Genomic DNA, 26,898 nt, shown 5'->3' on the forward strand with positions numbered 1-26,898 from the left:
TGGTTCAAAACCATAAATAGTAAGACACAACGCCAAAAAAATGTCGCCACAGCCTATTTATTCTATATGGGCTCATGACGGGCATTTGCAATCGAAAGAAATAAAGCTATTAATTTCTTCTCATATTTGATTTTACGCTACAAAGAAGATTTCACTCCAACATCTGCGCAAAAAATAGAACTTTAAGCAATTGATCATTTATCATTTCATAAAATAGAATTGATTGCAACCTCAAGGCAGGGTGTAATTTTGTGAAGTTACTGAACATATTGCGAAAAAAAATAAAAAAGGTTCGTTCTGGATGGCATGCCGAATCGACGCTACGTGGGCGGTTAAAGAACATTACCCACTTGTTGACCGGCAACTTCGCGAGCGCCTTCATCGGTCTAGTCGGTTTCGCGCTTACAGCGCGCGCGCTCGGGCCCGCCGACTATGGTCTCTTAGCGCTATCGTTTGCCTATGTGCGAGGGATAGAGCGGTTCGTCAGCTTCCGTTCCTGGCAGCCACTGATAAAGTATGGCGCCCTCGCGCTGGAGACCGGCGACTCCGAGAGACTTAAGGCTCTCTTCAAGCTCGGTTTGCTCATAGATTTGGCGACAGCTTTTTTGGGATGGGGGCTTGCGGTCCTGATCGTACTGCTGGCCGGCCCGCTTTTCGGCATCTCCGACGAAATGAGCCGCTTGGTTCTCATCTACTGCGCGGTCCTGCCGCTCCAAGTGACGGGTATGCCAACTGCCGTCATGCGGCTTTATGGTCGATTTAAGATCCTCGCCTACGGGCAGGTGGCAGCGAGCAGCCTACGGACTTTGCTATGCATCGCCGGCGTGTATCTCGGATGGGGGCTATTCGAGTTCCTCGTTCTATGGATGGCCTCACAAATCTGCGGCAGCATCAACAGAAACCTCTGGGCCTTTCGCGAAATTCGGCGGCAGGGCTTACACGATGTAATGCGCGTACCGCTGGGCGACATTAGAAGCCGGTTCCCCGGCTTCTGGAGCTTTTCTTTTCAGTCCAACGTGGCGCCCATCATTCAGGCCTGCGCCTTTGAGTTCGATACGCTACTTGTCGGCTATCTCGCCGACCCGGTATCGGCGGGTCTCTATCACATTGCCAAACGTGTGGCCAAGATCGCGCAGCAGGCAGGGGAACAGGTCCAGGCGGTTCTCTACCCCGATCTAGCCCGTGCCTGGGCTACGCAAGAAATTACCGAATTCAGAAAGACAGTCAACCAAACCGGCTGGCTCCTGTTTGGTTTCGGGCTTTTTGCTTTATTTACGGCCCAGTTATCGATCGAGTGGATCCTTCGCATGACGGCCGGGTCGGAGTTCGTCGCCGCCGCACCTCTTGTCGTAACCCAGTTCGGAGCCGTCATCATGTTGTTGTGCAGCAGAACTTTGTTTTCCGCCTTGCTCGCCATGGGACATGAAAAGGCCGCTCTACAGAGCATTCTTCTGTCTGGCATCCTTTTTCTTGTCACGGCCCTCATGCTGCTTCCTAAGATTGGTGCGCTGGGTGCAAATGTGGCACATATTGTGATGTCAAGCACATGGTTCGTTCAGATGGCCATCGCGTATCGACGGCGATTGACTCGAGGGTCGTAGTCCTACTGCAATCGAGTGGAAAGTGCGCACCCAAGCTAGCACAGGTCCTCCTTGACGTGGTCAGACCTGTCCGGGAAGTATTCAAATGGTGACGATGGAAAATGCGGCGAGTGTCAGCAAACGTTGTGTGCCGCGAAGGCCCGTAGACGCTTGCCCTTTGGACCCCAACCCCTCTCGCAGGACGTGTGAACCTCTCGATTCACACCGCTCCCATCAGGGAAACGTATTCGTTCCAAATACTTGCCAGTGCACGAACAGCCTCGGATTTTCCCGCGCCAGTTTTCTTAAAAGAGGTTGGCTCGGGTCTTATGAGACTGAAAGCGCTTGAACTTTCGCATGACCCAAGCCCTGAGCTTCCGATTGACGTAGTCAACCAGCGTGGACAGTGCCGAACGACTGAACCGGCCGCAGTATGCTATCCACCCGCGAAGGAGGGGATTGAGCTGCTTGGCTATTTCAGTCAGCGTCCCCGACGTTTGCCGCGGAATGTTCAAGCTTTTGAAGGACGTCGCGCAGCGGCGGCGGAAAGTAAGTCCTAGAGGATATCCGATTCCAGATCTTGTAGAGATTTCCCGCAAGGTCTTTCTCAAACATCTCCAGGGTCTGCCCATCCACCCCGGCTGCACCATGGTTGGATTTGACCGCTTTGTAAGCTTCGTACACTCGCCGTTTCTCAATTCGAAACGGCTTGTCTGTCGCACCTATCGAAGTCATCCTGTTCCCAGTTGTTCCAAGCAATACGACCACCTGATCCGCCCCCTTTGCTCCGACCCCATTACAAGGTCCTCAACGCTCATACGGGCCGGTCCGCCCCAGTCTCCTGCATATCGGTACTCTCGCCTTGCGGTTTGCTCCGCTTGAGCTTCTCCCTTTGTATCAGGAGCCTGGTTCCTGCAGTTCCGCGTGAAAGCCTATGTCCAACTCACGCCCCTTCTACGCCGGTCGCCGCCCGCCCGGTCATCAGGCGCCCGACGGACTTGTCCCAGGATGACGAAACGGTCCTGGTTTCGACGACACTTTAGTTCATAACGACGCGTCCTCGGAGGGTTCACTTTCGTTCGTCTTTGGACATGCACCTGCTCGGATCTCGTCCGAACGTTTCATCCGACGCTCACCACCACGGCTCTTTACCGCAGCAGCTCGGACTGGTTTGGGACCCTCTCCGGAAAGCCGATCCGGGAGGGCCATCCTCCATCATTCACGCAGCTTCACGTTACGGGGTTAGTTCATACTGAACTCCTTCCGCGCCTCTGCAGCACACTCTCATCGATAAATATGATACGGGCTTTCCACAAACATGTCCTGGCTGAGCTGCCGCCGGCGCTCGGCCTGCGGCCCGACGTTCGGTATCTAGTCTTCGGCAACCCTCGCAAACCGCAGCTCGAGAATGAGCGGCACCGCCACCAGGTGGACGGCGACGACCCATAGCCAGATTGCGTCTTGCCATTGCTGCCTGACGACAAAATAGAAGCTCGAAAACACATCTGGGCCAGCGACCGATACCAGCTCACCGCCGCGCAGCCGACGCCACCACACTCTGAAATCGCCCTCCTTGGCTGTCATCCACCAGCCGGGGCGCCAGAGACTCCAGGGCCGGCGCGCCAAGTACGAAAACTGGCATGACGGCGAAGTTCATCCACTCGGTCGAGAATGCCTTGACTCTAGCCGGCGCAGTCGCAGGCGACGCCGGCCAGGATCTTCGCGCGCTCGCCGAACCATTTTACCGCAGGACGGGGAAGGAACGCTTGGCGAGTGTCTGGCGGACGCCGAAAGCGCCCAGCTATAGACCACTCCAGGACCGTTCCAATGAAAGGCGTCGCTGCCCCACAGAGCCTAGCAGGTGTAAGCCTCGGCGGTCGAGCTGAGTGTGATAAACAGGACGATGATCGGCAGCAAACCCTTTTTCGAGAAGGCCCAACCGAGCGGACGGAGAGGATTGAGCGCTGCCGGGCCGACTTCCTGGGAACGTTCGATTCCGTCAGAGCGAATATGCCGGCGGCAGATTTCAGGTGTTCGGCATCGCCGCCATGAAGGGCAGCCGCAAGCCATAGTCGCCAAGCCTAGCGCCAAGACGGGGCCGACGATTAAGCCTGTGCGCGGAAGGACGAAAAAGCTGAATATTCGTCTAAAGTTAGAACGGTTCACTGCCCCGGGGCGCGCGGGCCGGCCTGAAGCGACATCACGCCTCGGGAACCTTGATCAGCACTGTCCCTGCCGCATCGATCGGCCGGCCATCCTGCGTGCGGATATCGAGCTTAACCGGCAGGCCAGTTTCCTTCTCGACCAGCAGGGAGTGTTCCTCGCCGGACTGGAACAAGTGCCTTTCGCCGAACTGTCGCAAGGCGACCATGACCGGGAAGAGGTCGCGGCCCATCGCCGTCAACTGGTACTCGACCCTCGTTTTCGCCTCGCCTGCCGGAACCGCTTCGAGAATGCCGCGCTCGACAAGCGTTCTCAGGCGGTCCGTCAGGATGTTCTTGGCAATGCCGAGGCTCTTTTGAAAGTCGCTGAAGCGGCGGACGTCATCGAACGCATCGCGCACGATCAGCAGCGACCACCAGTCACCGATCGCATCCAGTGATCGCGCGCTGGGGCAATAGTCTTCCTTCAGCCGTCTGCGGGCCACCATGCATGATCTCCATTTGGATTTTTGGTTGCATTATGAAACCAAAATGATATCCATTCCTTGGTTTCATTATTAAACCATAACAAGGAATACGTCCAATGGATGGTAAAATTGCTGCGGCGCCGGCCGGCGCTGCGAACGATGTCCCGTGCCCGGTCGCCAGCGCCCGCCCGGCATCGCGGCTGACGCGTCCGATGATGACGCTCTTTGCCTTCGCCGCCGGCCTCGCGGTCGCCAACGCCTATTTCGCCCACCCCTTGCTCGACGTGATGGCCGCCGACCTCGATCTGTCGGAAACACGCGCCGGCCTGATCGTCGGGGCGACCCAGCTCGGCTACGCGCTCGGCCTGATCCTGCTTGTCCCCCTCGGAGACCTTTTCGATCGCCGCAAGATCATCATCTTTCAGTCGCTGCTGTCGGTCGCAGCCCTTGGCTTCGTCGCCCTTTCAGCCACCGTCGAAATGCTCATGGTCTCCATCGCCGCAGTTGGCATGCTTGCTGTCCTCACGCAGGCGCTGGTGGCCTATGCGGCCAGCCTCTCTCATCAGGCGGAACGGGGTCGGGTGGTCGGATTTGTCACCAGCGGCATCGTCATCGGCATTCTTTCGGCTCGCGCCGTCGCTGGGTTTCTGACCGATCTGGCCGGCTGGCGGGCGGTCTATATTGTATCCTCTGTGCTCACCTTTTTGATCACTCTGTTGCTTTACAAGCTGCTGCCGGATCAGCAGCGGGAAACGAGCAAGCTCAGCTATCTCCGCCTCGTCGCCTCCACCTTCACGCTAATCGCCCAGGAGCCGGTTCTGCGTGTCCGTGGCATCATCGCCATGCTGATCTTCGCCAATGTGACGACGCTGCTCACCCCGCTTGTCCTGCCGCTGAGCGTGCCGCCCTTTTCACTGTCGCATACCCAGGTCGGTCTCTTTGGGCTGGCAGGGATTGCCGGAGCACTTGCGGCCTCTCGCGCCGGACACTGGGCCGATCTCGGATTTGGTCAGCGCACGACCGGCATCTCGCTGGCGTTGATGCTCGCTGCGTGGTTGCCGATTTCGCTACTGGACCAATCGCTCCTGTGGCTCGTTGCCGGCGTCCTCGTCCTCGACTTCGGCCTTCAGGCCGTGCACGTGACGAACCAGGCACTGATCTATCGCGTCCGTCCGGAAGCCCAGAACCGGCTCACAGCCGCCTACATGCTCTTTTATTCGCTCGGCAGTGGGCTCGGATCGTCCTTTTCTACCATCGCCTATGCCTATGGCGGATGGCATGGCGTCTGCCTGATGGGCGCGGCACTCAGCCTCATAACCCTACTGTTCTGGTTGATAGCGAAACCCGCAGGTCCGCAAGGCAGCGTGATGCTGAACGGCTAGTTTCGCCACCACGCGCATTGCGCATGGCCGCCCTCGGCGGCAGGCGGTCATGCTTTTGGCCCGCCAGCCCTCCTCCGCTTCGTCAGACGTCTCGACATCATACGCGCCGACCGCACGGAACCCTTCCCCAAACCGGGCGTTTAGGTTGCTTGAGCGTCATCTATCGGGGATCAACGCAATGTCAGACGCCGAAAACACGTCCGACAGCGATGTAGTAGCCAAGGGAAATGTGTGGCCGGCATCTCACGACGAGATGCGGTCGTTGATCGACAACTTTGACTGGTCGCCGACCCCTCTCGGACCGATGGAGAATTGGTCGCCGACGCTGAAGATTATGATCCCCTTCCTCCTGCGCAACCGGTTTCCGCTCCTGCTGTGGTGGGGGCCACAGTATGTCTCGATCTACAACGAGGCCTATCGCCCTGTGCTCGGCGCCAAACACCCCTGGGCACTCGGCAAACCGGTCAGCGAATGCTGGAGCGAGATCTGGCATGTCCTGAAGCCGCTGATCGACACGCCCTTCAATGGCGGTCCCGCCACCTGGAACGATGACATCGAGCTCGAAATCAATCGGCACGGCTTCCTGGAAGAAACCCATTTCACCATCGCCTACAGCCCCGTGCCGGACGAAACCGCAGAAAACGGGATCGGCGGCGTGCTCGCCACTGTCACCGAAATTACCGAGAAGGTGATCGGCGAGCGCCGTATCGTCGTCCTTCGGGACCTTGCGTCTCGCTCGGGCGATGCACGATCGCCCGACGAGGCCTGCGCGATCGCAACGGAAACATTCAAGACGCACGAACGAGACGTGCCCTTCGCCCTTCTCTACCTCGTGGAGCCCGGCCGCAAACGAGCAAGGCTTTCCGGATTGGCAGGCCTTAAGCCGAATCACGCGCTGTGCCCGGCAGAGGTAGAGTTGGCGCTAAAGGACAGTTCTGCAGGTTGGCATTTCGGTGCCGACCTGAAACCCAGCCTTGTCGATGATCTCGGACGCCGTTTCCCGGCCTCCGCGAGCAAAAACCACCCCAACCTGCCGCATACGGCAGCCGTGCTTCCGTTGCCCGCGGCCAATGCCCGCGATGCCGCCGGTTTTCTCGTGGTCGGCATCAATCCTCGCCTGAAGCTAGACGAGCACTACCACGATTTCTTGCATCTCATGCGAGCGCAGATCGCCAGCGCCATCGCCAATGCCCAGTCCTATGAGGACGAGCGTAAACGTTCCGAGGCACTCGCGGAGATAGACCGGGCGAAAACCGTCTTCTTTTCCAATGTCAGCCATGAGTTCCGCACGCCGATCACGCTGATGCTCGGTCACATCGAGGACCTGCTGGCCCGTAGCGGAGAGCGTCCGGACGATCACGACCGTCTGCTCATTGCCCATCGCAACTCGCTGCGCCTGCTGAAGCTGGTCAACATGTTGCTTGAATTCTCGCGCATCGAAGCCGGGCGCCTCCAAGCACGCTTCGAGCCGACGAACCTTGCAACGACGACTGCAGAGCTTGCCAGCGCCTTTCGATCGGCGATGGAAATGGCCGGGCTGAACCTGACCGTCGATACGCCGCCGCTGCCAGAACTGGCCTATGTCGATCGCGAGATGTGGGAAAAAATCGTCCTTAACCTCCTCTCCAACGCCCTCAAATTCACGCTCAGGGGCGATGTCGTCGTCAAACTCGCGGACGATAGCGACAATTTCGTCCTGACGGTCCGCGATACCGGCATCGGCATTCCCGCCAACGAGATGCCCCGCCTTTTCGAGCGCTTCCATCGCGTCGAAGGCGCAAGGGGTCGCAGCCAGGAGGGCTCAGGCATCGGGCTGGCCCTCGTCCAGGAATTGGTGAAGCTTCATGGCGGAACGGTCTCGGCCGAAAGTCGCCTTGACGAAGGCACGACCATACGCGTGACAATCCCCAAAGGCAGCCGCGCTCCTGCGCAGCACCGCAACGGCAATGGCGAGGATCGCTCGTCGACGACCGTCGGCGCCGCGTCATTCGTGGAAGAGGCGCTGCGATGGCTGCCGGATCATCCGTCTGCAGAAGGGGGTCTGCCTGAGATAGACCCGGCGCCGCATTCGCCGGAAAAACGAGACGGCGGTCGCCGAACCCTGCTGGTCGTCGATGACAACGCCGACATGCGCGACTATCTGCGCCGTCTTCTCGGCGCGCAATACGATCTCAAGATTGTCGGCAATGGCGAAGAGGCACTCGCCGCCGTCGCGTCGCAAACGCCGGACCTGATCCTCACCGACATCATGATGCCAAGCTTCGATGGGATCGAGCTGCTCAGGCGCCTGCGCACGGACGCGCGTACCAACACCGTGCCGGCCATCGTTCTGTCGGCGCGAGCCGGTGAGGAGAGCCGTATCGAGGGCATGCAGGCGGGCGCCGACGACTACTTGATCAAGCCCTTCAGCGCACGCGAGCTCTTGGCCCGGATCGAGGCGCACCTGAAGATTTCGCAGTATCGCGTGGAAGCCGCGGAGACCCTGCGCGCGAGCGAAGAGCGTTTCCGGGCTTTGGTGACCGCGAGTTCGGATATCGTATACCGGATGGGCCCCGACTGGCGCGAGATGCGGTTTCTGCAAGGCAAGGACTTCGTTGCCGACACGGACGAGCCGAGCGACAGCTGGCTCGAAACCTACATACCGGCCGAAGATCAGCCGCTGATGCTCGCGTGCATCGGCGATGCCATCGACAACAAGGCCACGTTCGAAATGGAACACCGGGTCATCCGCCGCGACGGCAGCCTCGGCTGGAGCCATTCGCGCGCCATACCGATGCTCGACGGCAAAGGGGACATCGGCGAGTGGTTCGGCGCCGCGCGTGACATCACCGACCGCAAGCGAGCTGAAGAGACCCGGAAACGTCTGCTCAGCGAGCTCAGCCATCGGGTGAAGAACATGCTCGCGTCCGTCCAGGCGATCGCCCAGCATACCTTGCGTTCGGCCAAGAACCCCGCCGACTTTGCCGCAAGCTTCAGCGGACGCCTGCAGTCAATGTCGCGCATGCACTCGCTTCTGACCCGAACGGCCTGGGAAGGTGCTGACCTCGGCGACATCATTCGTGATCAGCTCTTTTGGGAGACTGCCGACGAGCACCGAGTAACGACCTCCGGACCACCTTTGCGATTCGATGCGCAAGCGGCAACGCATATGGCGATGGTCCTGCACGAACTCGGGACCAACGCGGCAAAACACGGCGCGCTTTCCTCAAGCAATGGAACGGTCGCTATCGATTGGACGGTGACCGGCAATGCGCTTCGTCTCAATTGGACGGAACGGGGCGGACCACCACTCAAGACGCCGATCAGTCCAGGCTTTGGCACGGGGCTGATCGAGAGGGTCGCGACGGGAGGCGGCGGAAGCGCCCACCTGACGACCGAGGCCGATTGTATGCGCTGGGAAGTGCGGCTTCCGCTCGAAGCCCATGTTCCGCCGAGTACCCTGTCCGACTTGGAGGAGCCTGTGAGAGAAGCGCCGGCGGCCAACGCCCCGGCCGCGTCGACGAAACTGAAGGGAAAGCGAATATTGGTGGTTGAGGATGAAGCGCTGATCGCCTTCGAAATTGCCGCGATTCTCGAGGAAGAGGATGCTGAGGTCGCCGGCCCGGCCGCGACACCCGGCGATGCGCTACGTCTGATCGACGAGATGACGCTGGATGCCGCGCTGCTCGACGCCAATTTGCGCGGCCAACCGGTTGACGCGATCGCCGCTGCGTTGGCCGACAAGAAGGTCCCCTTCGTCTTCGTATCCGGCTACGGTCGCGAGGCACTGCCCCCGGGCTTTGCCGACACCGCTCTGCTGGCAAAGCCGTTCAACCCTCGACAATTGCTCGAGGCCGCGGCCCTGCTCGTCACCGAGCCCAAGTCCACACTTCGTTTCCGGCACTGAGGGAGCGCGCTTGATCAAGTTTTCTTCCCTTCGGACACCGTTGCATTTTGGCTCGCTTGCGGTAGCTTTTCAGAGCGCCGCGCAAAGCAGCGGCGTTTCGCAACGTGTGGCCATCACCGATGCGGTTCCACTTCGGGTTCGTGGGAGCGGTCAATATGCTGGTCGACAATTGTAGCGCGAACACCTCCAAACAGCCCTATCGCGAGAGCGAGGCGCGGTTCCGCGAGATCTTCGAAAATGCCGGCGTCGCGGTGTGGGAGCAAGACTTCTCCGGAGTTTGCGATCTGCTGGATCAGCTTCGCTCGGAGGGCGTCGAGGATCTGCGCGCCCACCTGAAGGCTCACCCCAACCGCCTGAATGAAGCGATCGCGCAGGTGCGGATCGTCGACGTCAATCCTTTCACCGTTGAACTGTTCGAGGCCAAAGAGAAGGACGAGTTGCTGCGTTCGCTCTCGAACGTTTTTCTGCCGGAAACGGCGCCGATCTTCCTGGAAGAACTGATGGCGCTCTGGCAGGGCCAGAGGCGCTTCGGCAGTGAAGCCGTCGTACAAACGCTACGCGGGCGGCGGCTGGATGTGGTCTTCACCGTCACGTTTGAAGGCGCACGCTGCGAACGCACCTATGTCAGCATCCTCGATATTTCCCAGCGCAAAGCCGCCGAGCGTCGCTTGCGGGCGGTCGACCGGATAGCCAAGGCAATCGCCAGCAACCTCGATCTCGATCATATCGTTCAGACGGTGACTGATGCCGCCACTGAGCTGACGGGCGCAAAGTTCGGCGCATTCTTCTACAATTTCGCAGACCCGGACGGCGAGCGTTACACGCTTTATACCCTCTCAGGCGTACCGCGCGCGGCCTTCGAAAATTTCCAGTTGCCCCGCAACACCGCGGTATTCGAGCCTACCTTTCGCGGCCTCGGCATCGTACGCTCCGACGACATCCGAACCGACCCGCGCTACGGACAGTCCGCACCGCATTTCGGCATGCCGGAGGGGCACCTGCCAGTGGCAAGCTACCTCGCGGTTCCCGTGGTTTCACGGTCCGGTGATGTTCACGGCGGGCTCTTCTTTGGCCATGATCTCCCTGGTGTCTTTACCGCCGAGACCGAGGCGACGGTTACCTCGATCGCCGCACATGCTGCGATCGCCATCGACAACGCCCATCTGCTCAAGGCAGCGGAACATGAGCTGGCGATCCGCCGCGCGACGGAACGCGCGGCCCAGCAACTGGCGGCGATCGTCGAATCCTCGGAAGATGCGATCCTGTCGATAGATCTGGACGGCATCATCACCAGTTGGAACATCGGCGCCGAGCGCCTTTACGGCTACACGGTAGAAGAAGCGGTCGGCAGCCCGGTCACGCTGTTGATCCCGGAGGAACGCCTCGGCGAAGAACTGGAGATCCTGTCAAAGGTTCGTGCCGGCCAGCGCGTCGACCACTTCGAAACCTTCAGGCAGCGCAAGGATGGCGGGCTCATCCCGATATCGCTGCGGATCTCGCCGATCCGCGACAATGCCGGCGAGGTCATCGGCGCGTCGAAGATTGCCCGCGACATCAGCGAGCGCCGGCAGGCCGAGCAGCAGAAGGACCTGCTGATCCAGGAGATGGCGCACCGGGTGAAGAACCTGTTCATGGTTTCGAGTAGCGTCGTGTCGCTGAGTGCCAAGGCCGCCGCATCCGCCGAAGAGCTGGCGTCTGCCGTCGTCGCGCGGTTAGGGTCGCTGGCGCGCGCACACGTGCTCACCTTGCCGACGCCCGATCGTGATGGCGCAAGCGAAGGCCGAGCGAACCTGCAGGCGCTGCTTTCGACATTGCTTTCGCCCTATGACGGCGAAACGCCACAGGGACTTCGCCGGGTCACGGCGCGAGGCTGCGATTTTGGCATCTCGCGCGCTGCGATTACCGGCTTTTCGCTGGTCGTGCACGAGTTCGCCACCAACGCCGCTAAGTACGGCGCCCTCTCGACCGCCACCGGTTCCCTCGACATCGAATGCATCGATCGCGGCGAGACCCTGGAACTCAAATGGACCGAACAGGGCGGGCCTCAGGTAACCCAGACCGAGACCGAGGGCTTCGGCACCAAGCTCGCCAAGCTGACGATCGAAAGGCAGTTCGGTGGCGAAATTCTCCGCCAGTGGCACTCGGAAGGCCTGATCATACGCCTGATCGTCCCCAAGGACCGCCTGCAGCCGCCGGAGTGAGGAGCGCCTTTCAGGCGGCAAGCGCCATCGACGGCCGTGTGCACGTCATTCCGGCTTGCGGCCACTACGTTCCACTGGAGCGGCCGTCGGCGCTGAATGCCATCCTTGCGGGCGTGACCGGCTCTTTTGCCCTTGCCTGATCTGCGTTATCTTTTCCTGGCGGATTAAACGCCAAAAAGCCCGCCGGATTTCTCCAGGCGGGCTTTTTTGTGATTTGGTTGCGGGGCAGGATCTAATCTTCACTTGCTCCCGAGCAAGTGAAGCCGACGTCGATCATAACTTGCAATCGACGCCAGCAAAGATGGTGGCGGGAGGGCACAACCATCGTTACTGGCGATCGAGTGGTGGCGGACATTTGCGTGTCGACGTGGCACCACACGCGCAGGAAGCGGCACCCGAAGGATGCAGTTTTCTTTCAGGCTTATTCCGAGCAGCTGTGTAGGCATTTATGATGAGCCTCGTCGCCAAATCCAATCACGCATGGCATGAACTGATTATTGGGTCCCTCACTTCTCACAGCCAAGTGGTCGTTGTTCGACACAAGGTAGGCCAACGGGCGCATCAGCTTGAACGGGAAATGCACGGGTGGCGATTGCAGACTGGCAATTACCAACGGCCGGCCTGCGTTCCGCGTGGCTGCCTCGATTAGCCACACCGTAAGTTCGTCGTTGTCCACACTGTCGGGAGCCAGACGAAGGACACGTTTGCCCTTTTCAACCCGCTCCACGGCCCCCCAGCTTGGATGACCAAATTGGTCATTCGACACGTGCCTTCGCGCTCGCCGTAGATTTCGCTCATGCGCCGGTGGACTTCTGCTGACGTGCAATCGCTTTGAAGGGCAGATAAGCGCCCGTTCCGTTCGGCAACCTTGCCGAAGAAGGGAATAAGTGGCAACGGCCATACCTGTTGGTTTTCACGCGGAACTGAGCCGGTTAGGCGCCTAATTTCCATTGAGGATTGAGCCATGTGAACCTTCCCTCAACGCGGAGAGCCACGAGGGCAACGGAGTCCACCAACCTCAGCTTCAGCGAATGGGCCACGGTCTTCGGTGACGCCAAGATAACCGCTTTGCTCGACCGCCTGACCACCGTCGCCATATCATGGAAGCCGCAAAACGACAGCTTCCGCTTCAAGGCTAGGTCGGCCGCCGCCGCACAGAAAAGAGGAAAAAAGCTCAGTTCCGCGTGGAAACCAACCGGCTTATCCTTACCTTTCATAAGAAGACGTTCACCGGCTGGGTGATCCCAAGCTCGACCCGCGGTATGAAGCGGTGCGTGTGTTTGCTGCGGAAGTCATCTGATTGATCCTTCGCGGTGAGATATTCCTCTTCTTGATTCATCGATATTCTATTCTGCTTGGCTCACGCCTCGGCCAGCGACGCCGCGACATCGGCAATCGAGCGGAAGAGGACAAGTGGATCGTCCTTCGACGGCAAGAAGCCACGCCGTTGCCAGAAACCGGCAGCTTCATCATCCACGGCATTGACCATCAGCGCTCGCCCGCCCACCAGACCGGCCGCCTGGACGCAACGCTGCAGCGCGTGTTTGACGAGACCCGTCCCAATCCCCTGCCCCGCCCATCCGGTATCGGTGGCAAGCTGGCCAAGAAGAAGGCACGGAACCGGATTGGGCGGCTGGCCTGTGCGAATCGAGCGCGGCATGACCGACGGCACCACGGCCGTCGGCGCCAGACCATAATAGCCGACGACGCGCCCCGCCTCATGGACGACCAAAATGGCGGTGAAGCCCTTCTGCTGATTGGAAAGCGCGCGCGTCTTCAGCCAGTGATCGAGCGTCGGCTTGCCGCAAGAGAATTCAGACACATCATGCGCGGCGGTAAGCGGTTCGGGAGTGGATAACGCCACGACTTACCGCTTCGGCTCGTAGCCGGCTTCCCATGGTGCGGGCCGTTTCGCCAACTCGACCATTTCGGGAGCAGGCGCTGCCGGGGCGGCGAGAACCTCCATGAACGCATCGAAGCCTTCCGGGCTCATACGGATCAGGCTTTGCTCCATCACGACCTCCTCGGCCGCGCGCACGGCGGCATCGCGCACGAAGTCGGTGCGCGAGCGGCCGCGCAGCGACGCCGCACGATCGATCATCGCGACATCCGCTTCCGGCAGTCGCATCGAGATGGGGTGTTCCTTGCGTTCCGCTGTGGTGGCCATGAGTCGTCTCCTTTGAAGGCAAGATAGTGGATTGTATTGTAATTAGCAATACAATAGTATCATCCCCATGTTGAGCGATCACGAAACAGCGGCGTCGACACGACCGACCATCGGTTCGGGCGCGCGTAGGTTATTTCGCTATGCCCTCGCGCGCGGCTGTGATCAGTGATCATGGCACGGAGTTCACTTCGAACGCCATGCTGGCCTGGAGCGAAGAGAAAGGCGTCGCCTGGCACTTCATCGCTCCCGGCAAGCCCATGCAAACCGGCATCTGTGAAGCCTTTAATTCAAAGATGAGGGACGAACTCCTGAACGAGACACTGTTTTTCGGCCTCGATCACCGCACGGCCATCCGCACCGTCTTATTGACGTCAATAAAGACAGTCAGTGCCACCGCAAGGGACGGCTATTGCGGCGGCCGCGTAAACAACTTCCGGAACAACGCTTCTGAATGCTCCAAACCTTCATCGGTGAGGATCAAAGACTTCGACTTGTTGACCGGGTCGCCGATCATGCCCTTCTTGTGAAGCCGATCCGTTGCTGCCCAGTCGAATCCCTTCCAGGCGCACCGCTCGTTATGCAGCGTCAGCCATAACAGCGCCAAAACGGCATCGTCGATCTTGTCCTCGTCGATCTCCATGAACCCACATTACCACGCGCGCCGGCCAAAATCCTGCGGCCCTGCTCGGATGGATACGATACGCTGCCCGTCCCGCCCATTGCAGCCGCAAACGGATGAGTGGCTGGGGTCACAGCAGGACAACAGGTCGCCCCTGTGTGTGCGGATTAAACGCCAAAAGCCCGCCGGATTTCTCCATGCGGGCTTTCTTTTGATTTGGTTGCGGGGTCACCGCTTCAATCGGAGGACCAGGATGGACAAGAGTTCTCGCGCAGTAGAAGATTTGCAGGGTTTGGCGGCAGTGACACGCCGCTTTCCGTCACGATCGCTGGAAATCAGGAGGCTGCTGCTCAGGGACGAGAACTTTCGCGGGATCTGCGCCGACCTGGCGGCAGTCGAAGACGCCCTTGCGTGCGTTGACAGACTACCTCTCCATCTGCGTGACGAACGTCGAGCCGAGTTCGAAGGCATGATTGAAAGCCTGGCTTCAGAGATTGAGCAAAGCTTGCGATAGCTGCAAGGCCAAGCTGACCGGCCGACGGGAACGCGAGGACCGCAAATGACCAGCATCAGCGGCGGCATTACCGGCACCGGACCATATTGGACACAGCCCCAGCCCATCTACCAGATTGAGCTGCATCCCTCGCTGCTTCGAGAGATCGAAGGGCGCAATGATAGCGGTGCATTCAAGGGCTACCTGGTGCAAATCTTCGACGACGTATCGTCCCCGCCGTCAGGGATTCTGGAAATCGCTCTGAACCCCAACGCAAAATGCGCTTGCGCAATCTATGAGGCCAAACGCTTGAGCCGGCCGCTGTCACGCCGATCATCCAACGCAGCGACAAAGCCAATCTGGTTTGAGGCAAGGACCCCGCAGCAGGCCGCAAACATTTTCTACCAGGCGATAGTCGACCAGGCTCATGACATCTAGCTTCGCTCGGTTTGAATGAGGCCGCAGACGCGCTCCATCTCTTTGTTTCCAAGCATTTCCCGAGGGAACCCCGCTTCGCACGTCTCCTGAAAATGCGCGCTATGCTGCGCCCGCCGCCCGTGACGGCAAGACTGTCGGAGACGAGCTGGCCGACCTTGAGACTTTCCGGAACGACCGTTGTCGACGTCCGGACTGCTGCCCCAGATCGGCCAGATCTGCCGAGCGGCCATACGCCCTTCTAGCAATTATAGACACCGGTGGCACAACGTCGGGTCGTGCGCCGCGCGGCCCCGGCCACGCTGACCGGGGTGAGCGGCCGGCCGACTTTGGCAACGGCATCCGAAGTGAAGGTTGGGATCGCCAGCATTGGCGCCTCCTTCGCCAGATCGCCGACACCAAGTAAGGCTGCCCAAACAAGACAGATGATTCCTGCGCGCTTAAGGACGGTCATTTCTTGTCTCCTACCATGAAGTTCTCTGGCAATTCACCCAGGCTGTGTTTGAGGTCGTTCACATCGATCTTTTCGGCATTCGTCGCATTCTTGAAGCCGAAATCACCGGGCGCAACGGCATCCCCGGATTTCCAATCCCTGATCTGGACGCTGTACTCAGGCCCGCCCTTCACCTGCCCGGAGGTTATGACCAGCCGGCAGGGATAGGGCTGTGCACCGTGAGCGATCCAGATCTGGAAATCGACATCGTCCTTGCGGAAGGCGAGAGAATCGCACTCCGTGCCATTGATGACACCGCTTCCCAGGTCCTTGGAATCATACACCCCTTCCATCAACGCGTCATATGCGCCGGTCAACAACAGGTCGGCGGCCGGCAAGGGCAAATCATACTTGTCCTTCAGCTCGTCGATCAGATGATCGACCGTGCCTGGAATTTCGACCTGCGTGTACTTGTTGAGGTTCTTGCCCAAGAGGGTCAGCGTCTTTCCATCGAAGAGCGCCTCGCTATCGACAAAACCGCCCGAACGGGTCGTGTGCACCTTGTCGGGCCGACTGAGGGTCACCGTCCCCGAGCTTGCCAGTCCGAGTTTCTGATCGCTGTTGGTAACGACCTGGAAATTGGAATCATAGGCGAACGACAGGGCATTCTGAGACGCTAGGTAGTCGGTCATGGCCTTGAGCAGTTTCTTGGCTTCGGCCGAGTCGGTGATCCGGACGAGCTCGACGCGACGGTTGAGAGCCCGGCCGTTGGCGGTTTCATTGCTGGCGATCGGCCGGGCCTGCCCAACGCCTCCCGCCGTCAGCCTGGCGGCATCGATGCCGCGTTCGACGAGAGCCGCCTTGATGACCTCTGCACGCTCGGTGGACAGGCGCAGGTTGGTCTCCTCATTCCCGCTGGAATCGGTATGGCCGACAATTCGCAAGCCCCACTCCGGGAAGTTCTTGAGCGCCGTCGCGATGTCATCAAGAAGCCCTTCCGCTCCAGGTCGCAGTGTCGCATTCGATATGGCGAAGCGCAAACCGTGAACATCGTACTGTTCTCTTGTCTGCAGCGCCTGTTCCATCGCTTCTCTGCTGTATTGCCTGGGTGGATCCTGCATGGTCTGAGCGAAGCTGGGGGCGGCCGCCAAAAGGGCAATCGTCAGGAGCATTGGTCTGACCATCCCGCGGTGCCACGACGTGACCCCGCCGGCTGTGTGCCCGATCCCTTTGTTTCCCTTGTGTTCGTGCATCTTTGTGGATGTGCTGAGCATCGAATGAATCCTTCTCCCAAACGTGTGAATTTGACTATCGCGCACTGCTTGTTGTTTCGAACAACATCTACGTCTGACTGTAGATACCTCGTCGGACATCTTGCGCCGACGCGAGCCGAGGCTGTGACTCGCGCAGCGAGAGCGGGTCGCATCACTTTGCGAACCGCAGTTGGCAGATCTGCTTCATGCCGAAAGGAGTGGCCTACTTGCCTTTCAGCGCGTTGAATGTATCCACATAACCGCGTCCGACCGCGCGGACGCCGCGACCAATGTCGTCATAAGCATCGTCGGGAAGATTGGCGAAGGAAACGCGTACGCTCCAGTTCGGCGCATCGAAGCGGTAGGAGTGGGTGAGCAACCCGTTGGAGATGCGACGCGCAAGTTTTGCCGCCCCGCCAGCATCGTTGGTGGCGATGCGCTCCGAGAGCGCGGAAAGCAATCGTCCACCCGGATAGGCGTGGTACTCCTCCGCCGGCGCGACTGCGGCGATCGCCGCCTCCAGCGCTGCCCGTTCGCCGCGGTTGGCGGCCCAGGCGTCTGCCAGTGTCGTGATCTCGCGCCAGTCGTCCGCACGACCCGAATGGACGAGCAGAAACTGATCAACATGTGCGGTCTTGTTTGGCATCACGCGCTCCCAACTCAGTTTCGAATAGGCTGCCCGCAGCCGCCGGTCGGCGGTTCTCACTCAGTGCTACAATTCCGGTCGCAACAAGGGACTGATACAGTTCGATAGCCGGCTTCAGATATCGTCGTTCCGGACTTCAAAAGACGCGACAGCAGACGCGCCGGCAGAGCGTTTCCCATTCAAACGAGATCGCAGAAACGCACTATCTCTTTGTTTTCACGCATGGATCACGGTCGTTGCCGTCGCATCCTCGATCTTTCCCCCGCGACGAATACGCTCGATGAAGACCCGCTGCTCGGGGATCATGGATTCGGCTTCATGTGCCGTCTTGCCGACGACCGGCCCGCCCTCTCGGACCCGATAGGCGCGCAGCTCGTAGTGATGCCAAGCGGTTCCCGCTCCGCCCACTTCCTTCTTGCCGCCCTGCTCCGCCTCGTAGCGTTTGCATTCCGCTTCCAGGTCGATACCCATGAGCGCGGGACCGATCAGGGCCAGCACGATGGCCGATCCGATCGTGCCGAAAATATAGGTGACCGCATAGGCGACCGGCATCGCGTCCAGCAACCGCTTGGTCTCTTCCGGTGCCAGACCGAGACGATTGATCGCGTCCGTTCCCAATCCCATCGACGCGGAAATGGTCTGGGATCCGGCATAGAGGCCAAGCGCAGAACCGACATCGTATCCGGCGATCTTGGCGGCGATATAGGGGGCACCGAGGCAAAAGACGCAGACAACCGCTGCGAATAATGCCTGCGGAAGACCGTCCTTGGCGATGCCCCGCACGAACTGCGGCCCGACGCCATAGCCGATCGCAAACAGGAACATCAGAAAGAACGTGGCCTTGAGCGGTGGCGATATGGTGATCCCGAGCTGCCCGATGATGACGGCCGCAATCAGCGTGGCGGTCACCGCACCAAGGCCGAGGCCTTTGTACGTGAACGAACCGAAGTAATATCCAAGCGCCAGTGAGAGAAATATTGCAATTTCGGGATAAGTACGAAGCGTGCTTACGAACCAGTCAACCATAGTTCTTCCCCCATCAACTCGGAAATCGGGAACCAGATCTGACTATTATCAAGTATAGATTATAGAAACCGATAGGATTGCCCGCGGCTGACCTCTCCTGACCAGAAAACCCGATCGATCCTGCCCTCTAGGTTCCTTTCATTGAGACTTGGTACAAATTCTCATCGCTATTTTGGCGAGAATACACCCTTCCTCACTCGTTGCAATGTGTTATTTAGCATAAAATAATATTATATCTGAAGTTTAAACCAGGATCATCGAGCGCGAAAGAAAACAGAATATTCGTGTATTGTTTTCACACACTTGAAGTACAATCGATGCGCCATGTCTCCCCGGGCTGGATCGGAAGATGCACTCCCTCGTTGCAGCTGCGTTCCACGCGTTGCTGCCCGAAAACAAGAAGACCGAAAGCGCGAAAACCTGCAGTCAGGCACTCTGCGAAACGTCAGGTCGGTGCCACACCCTCTGCGGGCGGTGGCGGCGCGGCCGCGAGGCTATCCTGGTAGCGGCGGATCCCGGCGCGCGTGTTGAAAAACATGCGGTCGGGGCCAAGCTGGTTGGCAAACCCTGATGTCCTGATATAGGCGAGCACATCCGGGTTGAGGCCTGCGAGCCAGAGCTTGATGCCCACCCGCGCCAGGCTTCGTTCGCCTTCGACGATCATCTGAAGTGCCGAGTATTCGATGTCGAAAACGCGGCTGAGGTCCAGCATCAGCACGCGCGGTTTTTGTTCATTGGCCAGCGCGCGAATTCGGTCGCCGACCTGCTGGGCGTTGACGAAGAAGAGCCTCCCTTCCGGGCGCAGGATCAACAGACCTTCGAAGGTTTCGTCATCCGGATGCTCTGCCGAAAGCGGCCGCAGGACGTCTTCGCCGCGTTTCCGGCCGACGACATGGACGCGCGGGTTTGCCGCCTGGCTCGCGAGGCCAACAAGCGACAGGGTAATCGCCACGAGAATGCCCTGGAGCGTGCCGAACAAAAGCACGCCGAGGAAGGCGGCAAGCGCCCAGCGAAACTCCATCCGGCGCACCTTGCGGATCGAGGCGAACTCGGTCGGGCTGATCAGGCCAACGGAATAGACGATGACGATGGCCGCGAGCACGGCCTGCGGCAGAAGACCGAGCAACGGTGCAAGAACGAGCATTGTCGCCGCCGCGGTCGCCGCCGTGACAAGCGAGGCCTTTTGCGTGCGCCCGCCGACTGCGCGCACCACCGCCGTCTGCGATGTCCCGCCGCCGGCCGGCATCGCGCCGAAAAGCCCGCCAGCCAGATTGGCAGCGCCGGTCGCCACAAGCTCGCGGTTTGGCCGGATAGGCGGTTCACCCGCAACCGCGAAAGCCCGACCAGCAGCAATCGTCTCGGTGAAGCTCATCAGGGCAATGCCACACGCACCAGGGATGAGCTGCAGGATCATGTTGATATCAGGCAACACCAGCGAAGGCAGAGCCTGGGGAATGTGCCCAACAGTGGCGACGCCGGCAGGGCCGAGACCCGCCATCCACGAAACGGCTATGCCCGCGGCGACGATAGCGAGCGGAGCCGGGGAATGCGGCCAACGGCTTTCAAGGAGGAGCAGGAGCACCAGCGCCGTAACTCCGACCGCGAATGTGACGAGCGACGTTTCGGGCAGATGCTGGACGAGGTTCACCGGAAGAAACCTTCCTTGGTAAAATGCAGCCCGAACAGTTTCGGCACCTGGTCCAGCACGATGACCAGACCGATCCCGGCCTTGAAGCCCGTAAGCACCGGCGACGAAATGAAATTGGCTACGAAACCCAGACGCAGGGCTGAAGCGGCGATCAAAAGCAGGCCTGTCAGCGCTGTCAGCGTTGCAGCCGCAACGAGCAGCCGGTCCGGGTTCCCGTCGGGCACGACCAGCGCAAGCTCGCTCGCAGTCAGGATCGCAAGGGTGGTCGTCGAACTGACGCTGAGCACCCGCGAGGTGCCGAGCAGGGCATAAACGATCATCGGCACGAAGGCGGTGTAGAGACCGACGCTGACGGGAAGGCCGGCAACGGTCGCATAGGCCATGGCCTTCGGCAACACCACTGCCGCGGCCGTCAGGCCGGCGATCATATCCAGGCGCAGTGTGCCGGAAGATGACGGGATGGGTTGGTCGGCATGCGTTAACGACACCATGATGCTGCCCTCTCACGGATGCGTGCCTGGTCGGAGCGGCCGAACCCTGCCCAACGAGCCCAGGCTCGTATGCTCCCCATGCCGGAGATCCCCCGGCCACACAATCTGAACACCGTCTTCGCCTTGCGTCCAGCGGAATTCCGCGCTTCGATTGCCGCGGCCGGCCCGAAGATGAGGGCCGAGCGCATTTCCTCGTGTCAGCGGGCGAGCCTTGCAGCTGCCCACCGCCCGCGGCGATGCCTTGCGGTGCGCAATGCGTTGCTTGAGGATTTTGGCTTGAGCGTTACTCCGCGGGCCCATGTTGAGGACGATTTGTCGTCGGGCGCACTTGGAAGAATCATGATTTGGCCAACTACGGAATCCCGTGGATCTAATACGCCGGCTCGCTGACCTCGACTCTTTGGCCTTCCCAAAGCGCGGTGAATCTGAATCTCTGGTGCAAACCGGCGGTCTGCGATGCGATCAGGGATTTCATTACGTGACGATTTTGATGGAGAAGGTCTGCGGCGACTGGCGCGGCAGACGAAGGACGCAGCCCAGGCACGACGTCTGTTGGCACTCGCGTCGATCTACGATGGAGGCTCGCGTTCCGATGCCGCCCGCCTCGGCAACGTCACGCTCCAAATTGTCCGGGACTGGGTCATGCGGTTCAACGAACGCGGTCCCCAAGGCCTGATCAATGGCAAGGCTCCCGGCCCGCAGTCGCGCTTGAACGATCAGCAGCGTGCGGCCCTGGCGCAGACCATCGAGCGTGGGCCGACACCCTATCTCGACGGCGTTGTTCGCTGGCGTCTGTGCGACCTGGCTCAATGGCTTTGGGAAGAGTTTCGCGTTTCGGTAAGCGAGCAAACGCTGAGCCGCGAAGTACGGGCCATGGGCTATCGCAAGCTGGCTGCCCGGCCCAAACATCACGCTCAAGACCCTCAAGCCATTGAGGATTTTAAAAAAGTTTCCCCGCTGCAGTGGCACAGATTGCCGCCGGAGCAGCCCGAGGAAAACGGATAGAGATTTGGTTCGAGGATGAGGCCCGTATCGGGCAAAAGAACAAGATCACGCGCCGTTGGGCCAGGCGCGGAACACGGCCTTCAGCACCGCACGATCAGCGCACAAGGTCGGCCTACATCTTCGGCGCAATCTGCCCGAAGCTCGGCAAGGCGGCGGCGCTGGTCATGCCATGGTGCGACACCTACGCAATGACCCAGCATCTGGCCGAAATCGCCCGGCACGTCGATCGCGACGCGCACGCTATTCTCATCATGGACCAGGCAGGCTGGCACATGTCCAACAATCTCGTCGTGCCCGAAAACATCACCATCCTGCCATTGCCGCCGAAGTCGCCGGAGCTCAACCCGGTCGAAAACCTCTGGCACTTCATGCGCGACAACTGGCTCTCAAACCGCATCTTCAAATCTTACGACGACATCGTCGATCATTGCTGCGATGCCTGGCGAATGCTCGAAAGCCAGCCCTGGCGCATCATGTCTATCGGTCGCAGAGAGTGGGCCAATGAGTTTTGATCAGTGAGGGGCCGTATAATTCATCAAGCGCCGGTATTGGCCGTATGACACGCTCGGCTTGCTTTAGAGGTGCACCGACGCGTGAAAGTGTTAATGTCGAAAATCACCGATTTGCATTGCCGCCCCTGGTTCGATCATTGTCGAAGGAGACTGCAAGATGGCAAAGAAGCTGCTCGGAGGCGCCTCGAAGGAGGATCCGACCTGGTTGGCCGAAGTGACATACCGGTTCGCGTTCGATGCTGTGTATAGGCCCTTACCACCGGATGCGAACGCCGCCCGGTCGAGACTTGAGTCTGGAAACCGGGCCTTCGCTGCGCTCCTTGACCGGATGACCACATCGCCACCCGCAAAGCTGAACATCGCCGTGGACCCGCATGATGTCGGCCTTCTTCCTGGGCGTAGCGCGGCACCCAAACAACAGCCGTTTGCGGCAGTTGTCGGCTGTGCCGATGCGCGGGTTCCGGTCGAGCTGATCTTTTCCGAAGGCCCGAACGACCTGTTTGTCGTCAGGGTGGCCGGCAATGGTCTGGGTGACGACGTCACGGCCAGTCTGAGCTATGCGGTTGATCACCTCAAGGATAGCCTGCGCACGATAGTCGTCCTCGGCCACAGTGGATGCGGGGCAGTTTCGGCGGCCGTCGACGTCTATCTTGAGCTCTTGAGCCAGCAAAATACATGCAGATCATGACGCAGAAGGATCTGCGTCAGATCCTGGACAGCATACTGATCGTCATCCAGCTTGGCGCAACCTGGCTGGAGCGGGTGTATGGGACAGAGGTCGTACGCCGGCCGGGATATCGGACCACACTGATTGAGGTTGCGATCGCGCTGAACGCGGCGCTGACCGGATATGGCATGCGCTCGCGTCTTAACTTGGCCGCCGGCGGCGAAATTGAAGTCGTCTACGGCGTCTATCTCCTGGAGGAGCGGCTTGTGTGGTCGCCAAGAGGAGAGAACCCGGATTGGTTTCATTTGTCCGCCGCACCAAAAGACCCGGATGAGTTCGTCATATTGTGCGACCTCCTGATGTCGTGTCCTCGGGTAATAGATTTGCTTGATACCACTCCAAAAGCAGGGCCGCACTAGAAGTGCGTGTGCGTGTGCGCGGGTGCCTGGACTGCCGATCTGCGATTGTCTCAATCTCAACAATGGATTGAGGGATGCGATGGCGCGTCGGCGCATTGGTTAGGAATAGTTCGGCTTTGCCCTTGGCGCTGCCGGCATTCATCTTCTGAATGGTACCCCTCCGGTGATGGCCGCCTTGCTGAGTTAGGCTGAGGGCTGCAAGTCCTAGTGCAAACACTAGACCGTATGTTCGTCGCGTGAAGGCGGCTCGCCCCGATTATGCTGCGTGCGGGGATTGCTCTGGATGGGCCAGAGCGGAGCCCCAAGCTTAGCGAGGGCGAACATGAAGGAAAATAACGCAATATTCGTCGGGCTGGACGTTTCAAAACTGAAGATTTCCGTCGCGGCGGCGGAGGGAGAGCGCAGTGGCGAGGTCCGTTTTCTGGGCGACATTTCCTCAGAGCCCGCATCAGTGGCCGCGTTGGTCCGCAAGCTCTCCAAGCCCGCACGTACACTTCACTTTTGTTACGAGGCGGGTCCTACAGGTTACGGTCTCTACCGCCAGATCGTGGAATTGGGACATGAATGCGCTGTAGTGGCTCCGTCCCTTATTCCCAAGCGCCCAGGCGACAGGGTGAAGACAAATCGTCGGGATGCAATGAGCTTGGCACGGCTGCATCGTGCGGGCGAATTGACGCCGGTCTGGGTTCCTGACGAAAGCCACGAGGCTATGCGCGATCTGGTGCGTGCACGCGATGCGGCCCAAGAAGTGCTGAAGCAATTGCGCCAACAGCTCCAGTCCTTTTTACTTCGTCACGGCCGCATTTATACAGGGCGCAAGCCGTGGACACGGGCGCATGCCCGCTGGCTGGCGGACCAGGCCTTCGAACATCACGCCCATCACATTCTGCTCGCGGAATATTGCCAGGCTATTGACGACGCCACAGTGCGCCTGGATCGGTTGAACAAGCTTGTCACTGACACCGCGGCATCCTGGTCTATGGCTCCGGTGGTGGCTGCCTACCAAGCAATGCGCGGCGTGGCGTTCATGACAGCGGTCACCTTCGTGGTCGAAATCGGCGATGTACGTCGTTTCGACAACCCTCGTCAGCTAATGGCATATCTAGGCTTGGTGCCGTCAGAAAGCTCGACGGGCGAACGCATCAAACGTGGCGGGATCACCAAAGCGGGCAACATCCGGGCGCGCCGCGCACTCATAGAAGGGGCTTGGACATATCGCTACCCGGCGCGTGTGAGCCCGACGATCCAGGCTCGGCTTGTAGGCCTGCCGAAGGTGGTCCGGGACATAGCGTGGAAGGGACAGGTGCGGCTTTGCACGCGTTATCGCCGGCTAATCAGCGCCGGCAAGGCAAAGACAGTCGCGGTAACCGCTATCGCGCGGGAAATGGCGGCTTTCCTATGGGCGATTGGACAAGAGGTTGCGCCGCTCGGGAAGTTTTAGACCGGTAGTCAGCCCAAAGTAGGCGCGCCAAAACCATCTGTTTGTTGAACAAAGTTGGAGGCAGGGCCCCGGTGGGGAACCCTCGATACTCCTATGTGGCAGAGACATCCAGGCCCGACACTAGACAGAGGCAGCCCCAGACGAACATACGGAAATGCGGTATCCAGCCCGCGAATGAGAGTATGCCAGCCGTCGTCGAAGCGCCCTGTCTCCTGCTTTGTTCAATAACTCCGAGCATTTGCCTTTCGTCGCCAGACGAAAAGGGGAAGCCATGCCCGGCTGACTTGCAAATGAACATAAGAGGAGTAGTCCTATGACGAAGCATCAGATTGAGGTCATTACGTCGGTCGAGCGGCGTCGGCGCTGGTCTCGGGAACAGAAGGAGCGGCTGGTCGCGGCGACGCTTGAGCCAGGCGCAAGTGTTTCAGAGATCGCTCACTCGGCTGGCATCCATGTNGCTCTGGGAGAAGGCGATCGAGCTATTACGTCGGTCGAGCGGCGTCGGCGCTGGTCTCGGGAACAGAAGGAGCGGCTGGTCGCGGCGACGCTTGAGCCAGGCGCAAGTGTTTCAGAGATCGCTCACTCGGCTGGCATCCATGTGAGCCAGCTCTTCCGCTGGCGCAAGGAGCTCTGCCAAATCTCTGCGCCGTCCGTCCCGCGCCTCGTTCCGGTGGAGGTCGTCGAAGCGCTGCCAGCGCCGGCGATCNTCTTCCGCTGGCGCAAGGAGCTCTGCCAAATCTCTGCGCCGTCCGTCCCGCGCCTCGTTCCGGTGGAGGTCGTCGAAGCGCTGCCAGCGCCGGCGATCCCGGCCGAGCCGCCGCCGGTCTGCCGGGCGCGCAAGAAGGCAAGCATCGTCACGATCGAGCTTGGCGGTGGGCGTCGCCTCCGGGTCGAGAGCGACATCGATACCGATGCGCTCGGCCGGATTCTTGATGTGCTGGAGCGGCGATGATCCCGGTCCCGAGCGGTGTAAAGGTCTGGCTGGCGACGGGCTATACCGACATGCGCAGAGGCTTTCCCGGCCTGTCGCTGATGGTGCAGGAAACGTTGAAGCGCGATCCGATGAGCGGCCATCTCTTCGTCTTCCGGGGCCGGAGCGGCGGCCTGATCAAGGTGATCTGGCACGACGGCCAGGGTGCCTGCCTCTTTACGAAGAAGCTCGAGCGCGGGCGGTTCATATGGCCGTCAGCGGCCGACGGCACGGTGGTGATTACGCCGGCGCAGCTCGGTTACTTGCTCGAAGGCATCGACTGGCGAATGCCGCAAAAAACCTGGCGTCCGAGCTCGGCGGGATGAGCAAAACCGCTGGTCTGGCGGGAGCGAATATGATTCCATCCCGCCATGACCGATGCGGCCGATCAGCTTCCCGACGACCTTGCCAGTGCGCACGCGATGATCCTCGCCGAGCGTGCGGCTCGCCGTGAGGCGGAAGCGCTTGCCGCCCGCGCCCAGGCGGTGAACTCGCACTCGGATGCGCTGATCGCCCGGCTCCGGCTCGAGATCGAGAAGCTGAAGCGCGACATCCATGGCAGCCGCTCGGAGCGCAAGGCCCGGCTCCTCGAGCAGATGGAATTGCAGCTCGAGGAGCTGGAGGCCAACGCCAGCGAAGACGAACTGGCGGCCGAGATGGCGGCACGGTCCTCGGCGGTCAGGGCCTTCGAGCGCAAGCGTCCGTCCAGGAAGCCGTTTCCCGAGCATCTGCCGCGCGAGCGCGTCGTCATCGCCGCGTCGGCGAGCTGCCCGTGCTGCGGTTCTGGCAAGCTGGCAAAGCTTGGCGAGGACATCACCGAGACGCTGGAGGTGATTCCGCGTCAGTGGAAGGTGATCCAGACGGTGCGCGAGAAGTTCTCCTGCCGCGAATGCGAGAAGATCACCCAGCCGCCCGCGCCCTTCCATGTGACGCCGCGCGGCTTCGCCGGGCCGAATCTCTTGGCGATGATCCTGTTCGAGAAGTTCGCCCAGCAC

General features: G+C 60.2%; 26 protein-coding genes and 4 pseudogenes. 17 read left to right on the forward strand and 13 right to left on the reverse strand.

The genetic code is table 11. The annotated features are described in order from the left end of the window. Window positions 1–260 precede the first annotated feature (260 nt). Window positions 261–1,601, forward strand: coding sequence for an oligosaccharide flippase family protein (locus ASD63_RS12730; protein ID WP_244495211.1), 1,341 nt, complete (start codon window positions 261–263; stop codon window positions 1,599–1,601). Between the two features lie 284 nt (window positions 1,602–1,885). Here the strand turns inward: ASD63_RS12730 and ASD63_RS36120 are convergent, their stop codons facing one another. From ASD63_RS36120 to ASD63_RS12745, 4 genes are all read right to left on the reverse strand, one after another. Then, window positions 1,886–2,095, reverse strand: coding sequence for a group II intron maturase-specific domain-containing protein (locus tag ASD63_RS36120; RefSeq protein WP_244495212.1), 210 nt, complete (start codon window positions 2,093–2,095; stop codon window positions 1,886–1,888). Beyond that, complete coding sequence (locus tag ASD63_RS36125; RefSeq protein WP_244495213.1) at window positions 2,058–2,264, reverse strand: hypothetical protein; 207 nt, start codon at window positions 2,262–2,264, stop codon at window positions 2,058–2,060. Before ASD63_RS36125 ends, ASD63_RS36120 begins: the two co-directional genes overlap by 38 nt. A gap of 687 nt (window positions 2,265–2,951) precedes the next feature. After that, window positions 2,952–3,164, reverse strand: a complete 213-nt coding sequence (locus ASD63_RS35455; RefSeq protein ID WP_060529435.1) for a hypothetical protein — start codon at window positions 3,162–3,164, stop codon at window positions 2,952–2,954. 616 nt (window positions 3,165–3,780) lie between these two features. Next, window positions 3,781–4,230 (reverse strand): helix-turn-helix domain-containing protein, encoded by a 450-nt coding sequence (locus tag ASD63_RS12745; RefSeq protein ID WP_060529436.1) that lies wholly within the window; start codon window positions 4,228–4,230, stop codon window positions 3,781–3,783. A gap of 95 nt (window positions 4,231–4,325) precedes the next feature. Between ASD63_RS12745 and ASD63_RS12750 the strand changes: the two genes are divergently transcribed. The 5 genes and pseudogenes from ASD63_RS12750 to ASD63_RS34155 all read left to right on the forward strand — a co-directional run. After that, window positions 4,326–5,591, forward strand: coding sequence for an MFS transporter (locus tag ASD63_RS12750; protein WP_082572869.1), 1,266 nt, complete (start codon window positions 4,326–4,328; stop codon window positions 5,589–5,591). A 178-nt stretch (window positions 5,592–5,769) separates the two neighbouring features. After that, window positions 5,770–9,477: a response regulator gene (locus ASD63_RS12755; protein ID WP_162253347.1), complete on the forward strand. Its 3,708-nt coding sequence runs from the start codon at window positions 5,770–5,772 to the stop codon at window positions 9,475–9,477. A 155-nt stretch (window positions 9,478–9,632) separates the two neighbouring features. Next, on the forward strand, window positions 9,633–11,678 hold the full coding sequence (locus ASD63_RS34145) for a PAS domain S-box protein (RefSeq protein WP_162250957.1): 2,046 nt from the start codon (window positions 9,633–9,635) through the stop codon (window positions 11,676–11,678). After that, window positions 11,675–11,818 carry a hypothetical protein gene (locus tag ASD63_RS35030; RefSeq protein ID WP_156553069.1) on the forward strand — a complete coding sequence of 48 codons (144 nt, stop codon included), beginning with the start codon at window positions 11,675–11,677 and terminating at the stop codon, window positions 11,816–11,818. Before ASD63_RS34145 ends, ASD63_RS35030 begins: the two co-directional genes overlap by 4 nt. 868 nt (window positions 11,819–12,686) lie before the next feature. Then, window positions 12,687–12,920: pseudogene (locus tag ASD63_RS34155) on the forward strand (ATP-binding protein); the annotation flags it as partial. On the opposite strand, the gene ASD63_RS36620 reads toward ASD63_RS34155, so the two are convergent. Genes ASD63_RS36620 through ASD63_RS12775 form a run of 3 tightly spaced genes read right to left on the reverse strand, consistent with a single transcriptional unit; the run spans window position 12,892 to window position 13,845 of the window. After that, window positions 12,892–13,017, reverse strand: coding sequence for a hypothetical protein (locus tag ASD63_RS36620; RefSeq protein ID WP_257785209.1), 126 nt, complete (start codon window positions 13,015–13,017; stop codon window positions 12,892–12,894). The pseudogene ASD63_RS34155 and the gene ASD63_RS36620 overlap by 29 nt on opposite strands. 21 nt (window positions 13,018–13,038) lie before the next feature. Continuing rightward, entirely contained in the window at window positions 13,039–13,542 is a 504-nt protein-coding gene (locus ASD63_RS12770) for a GNAT family N-acetyltransferase (protein WP_034798314.1), read from the reverse strand. A gap of 3 nt (window positions 13,543–13,545) precedes the next feature. Continuing rightward, window positions 13,546–13,845, reverse strand: coding sequence for a DUF1778 domain-containing protein (locus tag ASD63_RS12775; protein ID WP_034798315.1), 300 nt, complete (start codon window positions 13,843–13,845; stop codon window positions 13,546–13,548). Window positions 13,846–14,003: 158 nt separating this feature from the next. Between ASD63_RS12775 and ASD63_RS34160 the strand changes: the two are divergent. After that, window positions 14,004–14,186: pseudogene (locus ASD63_RS34160) on the forward strand (transposase family protein); the annotation flags it as partial. A 65-nt stretch (window positions 14,187–14,251) separates the two neighbouring features. Here ASD63_RS34160 and ASD63_RS12780 read toward each other — a convergent pair. Then, a complete protein-coding gene (locus ASD63_RS12780) occupies window positions 14,252–14,485 on the reverse strand; it encodes a DUF6429 family protein (RefSeq protein ID WP_034798317.1) in 234 nt (77 codons plus the stop codon). A gap of 232 nt (window positions 14,486–14,717) precedes the next feature. On the opposite strand from ASD63_RS12780, the gene ASD63_RS12785 reads away from it, so the two are divergent. Both ASD63_RS12785 and ASD63_RS12790 read left to right on the forward strand, forming a co-directional pair. Continuing rightward, a complete protein-coding gene (locus ASD63_RS12785; RefSeq protein ID WP_051659426.1) occupies window positions 14,718–14,978 on the forward strand; it encodes a hypothetical protein in 261 nt (86 codons plus the stop codon). A gap of 45 nt (window positions 14,979–15,023) precedes the next feature. Further along, the gene (locus tag ASD63_RS12790) at window positions 15,024–15,395 is read left to right on the forward strand and encodes a hypothetical protein (protein ID WP_034798318.1); all 372 of its coding nucleotides are present in this window, start codon (window positions 15,024–15,026) and stop codon (window positions 15,393–15,395) included. 238 nt (window positions 15,396–15,633) lie between these two features. Here the strand turns inward: ASD63_RS12790 and ASD63_RS12795 are convergent, their stop codons facing one another. The 5 genes and pseudogenes from ASD63_RS12795 to ASD63_RS12815 all read right to left on the reverse strand — a co-directional run bounded on the left by ASD63_RS12795 (window position 15,634) and on the right by ASD63_RS12815 (window position 20,826). Beyond that, window positions 15,634–15,846, reverse strand: coding sequence for a hypothetical protein (locus tag ASD63_RS12795; protein ID WP_034798320.1), 213 nt, complete (start codon window positions 15,844–15,846; stop codon window positions 15,634–15,636). Continuing rightward, on the reverse strand, window positions 15,843–16,997 hold the full coding sequence (locus tag ASD63_RS12800) for a DUF2092 domain-containing protein (RefSeq protein ID WP_034798322.1): 1,155 nt from the start codon (window positions 16,995–16,997) through the stop codon (window positions 15,843–15,845). The genes ASD63_RS12795 and ASD63_RS12800 overlap by 4 nt, the downstream gene beginning before the upstream one ends. 304 nt (window positions 16,998–17,301) lie before the next feature. Next, window positions 17,302–17,724, reverse strand: a complete 423-nt coding sequence (locus ASD63_RS12805) for a hypothetical protein (protein ID WP_034798324.1) — start codon at window positions 17,722–17,724, stop codon at window positions 17,302–17,304. Between the two features lie 219 nt (window positions 17,725–17,943). Beyond that, window positions 17,944–18,750 (reverse strand): annotated as a pseudogene (locus ASD63_RS12810) (aspartate-alanine antiporter); the annotation flags it as partial. A gap of 445 nt (window positions 18,751–19,195) precedes the next feature. After that, a pseudogene (locus tag ASD63_RS12815) lies at window positions 19,196–20,826 on the reverse strand (SulP family inorganic anion transporter). Window positions 20,827–21,345: 519 nt separating this feature from the next. On the opposite strand from ASD63_RS12815, the gene ASD63_RS34165 reads away from it, so the two are divergent. The 8 genes from ASD63_RS34165 to ASD63_RS12855 form a co-directional block, all read left to right on the forward strand. Then, window positions 21,346–22,406 (forward strand): IS630 family transposase gene (locus ASD63_RS34165; RefSeq protein WP_181529624.1). Its coding sequence is split into 2 segments (ribosomal slippage): window positions 21,346–21,838 and window positions 21,838–22,406, totalling 1,062 coding nucleotides; the frame shifts between segments, so codons are not numbered across the junction. Window positions 22,407–22,563: 157 nt separating this feature from the next. Beyond that, window positions 22,564–23,094 (forward strand): carbonic anhydrase, encoded by a 531-nt coding sequence (locus ASD63_RS12830; protein ID WP_051659427.1) that lies wholly within the window; start codon window positions 22,564–22,566, stop codon window positions 23,092–23,094. Next, complete coding sequence (locus tag ASD63_RS12835) at window positions 23,082–23,492, forward strand: hypothetical protein (RefSeq protein WP_060529438.1); 411 nt, start codon at window positions 23,082–23,084, stop codon at window positions 23,490–23,492. Before ASD63_RS12830 ends, ASD63_RS12835 begins: the two co-directional genes overlap by 13 nt. Before the next feature lie 322 nt (window positions 23,493–23,814). After that, window positions 23,815–24,933, forward strand: coding sequence for an IS110 family transposase (locus tag ASD63_RS12840; protein WP_034805409.1), 1,119 nt, complete (start codon window positions 23,815–23,817; stop codon window positions 24,931–24,933). A 313-nt stretch (window positions 24,934–25,246) separates the two neighbouring features. After that, a partial coding sequence (locus tag ASD63_RS35875) for a transposase (RefSeq protein WP_156624140.1) occupies window positions 25,247–25,389 on the forward strand: 143 nt, incomplete at its 3' end. A gap of 25 nt (window positions 25,390–25,414) precedes the next feature. Next, a partial coding sequence (locus ASD63_RS35880) for a transposase (RefSeq protein WP_280138297.1) occupies window positions 25,415–25,639 on the forward strand: 225 nt, incomplete at its 3' end. A gap of 242 nt (window positions 25,640–25,881) precedes the next feature. Beyond that, window positions 25,882–26,229, forward strand: coding sequence for an IS66 family insertion sequence element accessory protein TnpB (gene tnpB / locus ASD63_RS12850; RefSeq protein ID WP_060529439.1), 348 nt, complete (start codon window positions 25,882–25,884; stop codon window positions 26,227–26,229). A 45-nt stretch (window positions 26,230–26,274) separates the two neighbouring features. Further along, the coding region (locus ASD63_RS12855; RefSeq protein WP_200953488.1) for an IS66 family transposase zinc-finger binding domain-containing protein at window positions 26,275–26,898 on the forward strand (624 nt) is incomplete at its 3' end.

This window comes from Ensifer sp. Root558, assembly GCF_001427045.1.
In the GTDB taxonomy this organism is placed as follows: domain Bacteria; phylum Pseudomonadota; class Alphaproteobacteria; order Rhizobiales; family Rhizobiaceae; genus Ensifer; species Ensifer adhaerens.

Bases quoted from the DNA above. Each gene is read 5' to 3' on its own strand.
- ASD63_RS12840 (WP_034805409.1), top strand. From the start codon at position 23,815: ATGAAGGAAAATAACGCAATATTCGTCGGGCTGGACGTTTCAAAACTG.
- ASD63_RS12805 (WP_034798324.1), bottom strand. From the start codon at position 17,724: ATGCCAAACAAGACCGCACATGTTGATCAGTTTCTGCTCGTCCATTCG.
- ASD63_RS12800 (WP_034798322.1), bottom strand. From the start codon at position 16,997: ATGCTCCTGACGATTGCCCTTTTGGCGGCCGCCCCCAGCTTCGCTCAG.
- ASD63_RS12790 (WP_034798318.1), top strand. From the start codon at position 15,024: ATGACCAGCATCAGCGGCGGCATTACCGGCACCGGACCATATTGGACA.
- tnpB (WP_060529439.1), top strand. From the start codon at position 25,882: ATGATCCCGGTCCCGAGCGGTGTAAAGGTCTGGCTGGCGACGGGCTAT.
- ASD63_RS12750 (WP_082572869.1), top strand. From the start codon at position 4,326: ATGGATGGTAAAATTGCTGCGGCGCCGGCCGGCGCTGCGAACGATGTC.
- ASD63_RS35455 (WP_060529435.1), bottom strand. From the start codon at position 3,164: ATGACAGCCAAGGAGGGCGATTTCAGAGTGTGGTGGCGTCGGCTGCGC.
- ASD63_RS12775 (WP_034798315.1), bottom strand. From the start codon at position 13,845: ATGGCCACCACAGCGGAACGCAAGGAACACCCCATCTCGATGCGACTG.
- ASD63_RS34145 (WP_162250957.1), top strand. From the start codon at position 9,633: ATGCTGGTCGACAATTGTAGCGCGAACACCTCCAAACAGCCCTATCGC.
- ASD63_RS12835 (WP_060529438.1), top strand. From the start codon at position 23,082: ATGCAGATCATGACGCAGAAGGATCTGCGTCAGATCCTGGACAGCATA.
- ASD63_RS12755 (WP_162253347.1), top strand. From the start codon at position 5,770: ATGTCAGACGCCGAAAACACGTCCGACAGCGATGTAGTAGCCAAGGGA.
- ASD63_RS12830 (WP_051659427.1), top strand. From the start codon at position 22,564: ATGGCAAAGAAGCTGCTCGGAGGCGCCTCGAAGGAGGATCCGACCTGG.
- ASD63_RS12785 (WP_051659426.1), top strand. From the start codon at position 14,718: ATGGACAAGAGTTCTCGCGCAGTAGAAGATTTGCAGGGTTTGGCGGCA.
- ASD63_RS12745 (WP_060529436.1), bottom strand. From the start codon at position 4,230: ATGGTGGCCCGCAGACGGCTGAAGGAAGACTATTGCCCCAGCGCGCGA.
- ASD63_RS12795 (WP_034798320.1), bottom strand. From the start codon at position 15,846: ATGACCGTCCTTAAGCGCGCAGGAATCATCTGTCTTGTTTGGGCAGCC.
- ASD63_RS36620 (WP_257785209.1), bottom strand. From the start codon at position 13,017: ATGAATCAAGAAGAGGAATATCTCACCGCGAAGGATCAATCAGATGAC.
- ASD63_RS12780 (WP_034798317.1), bottom strand. From the start codon at position 14,485: ATGGAGATCGACGAGGACAAGATCGACGATGCCGTTTTGGCGCTGTTA.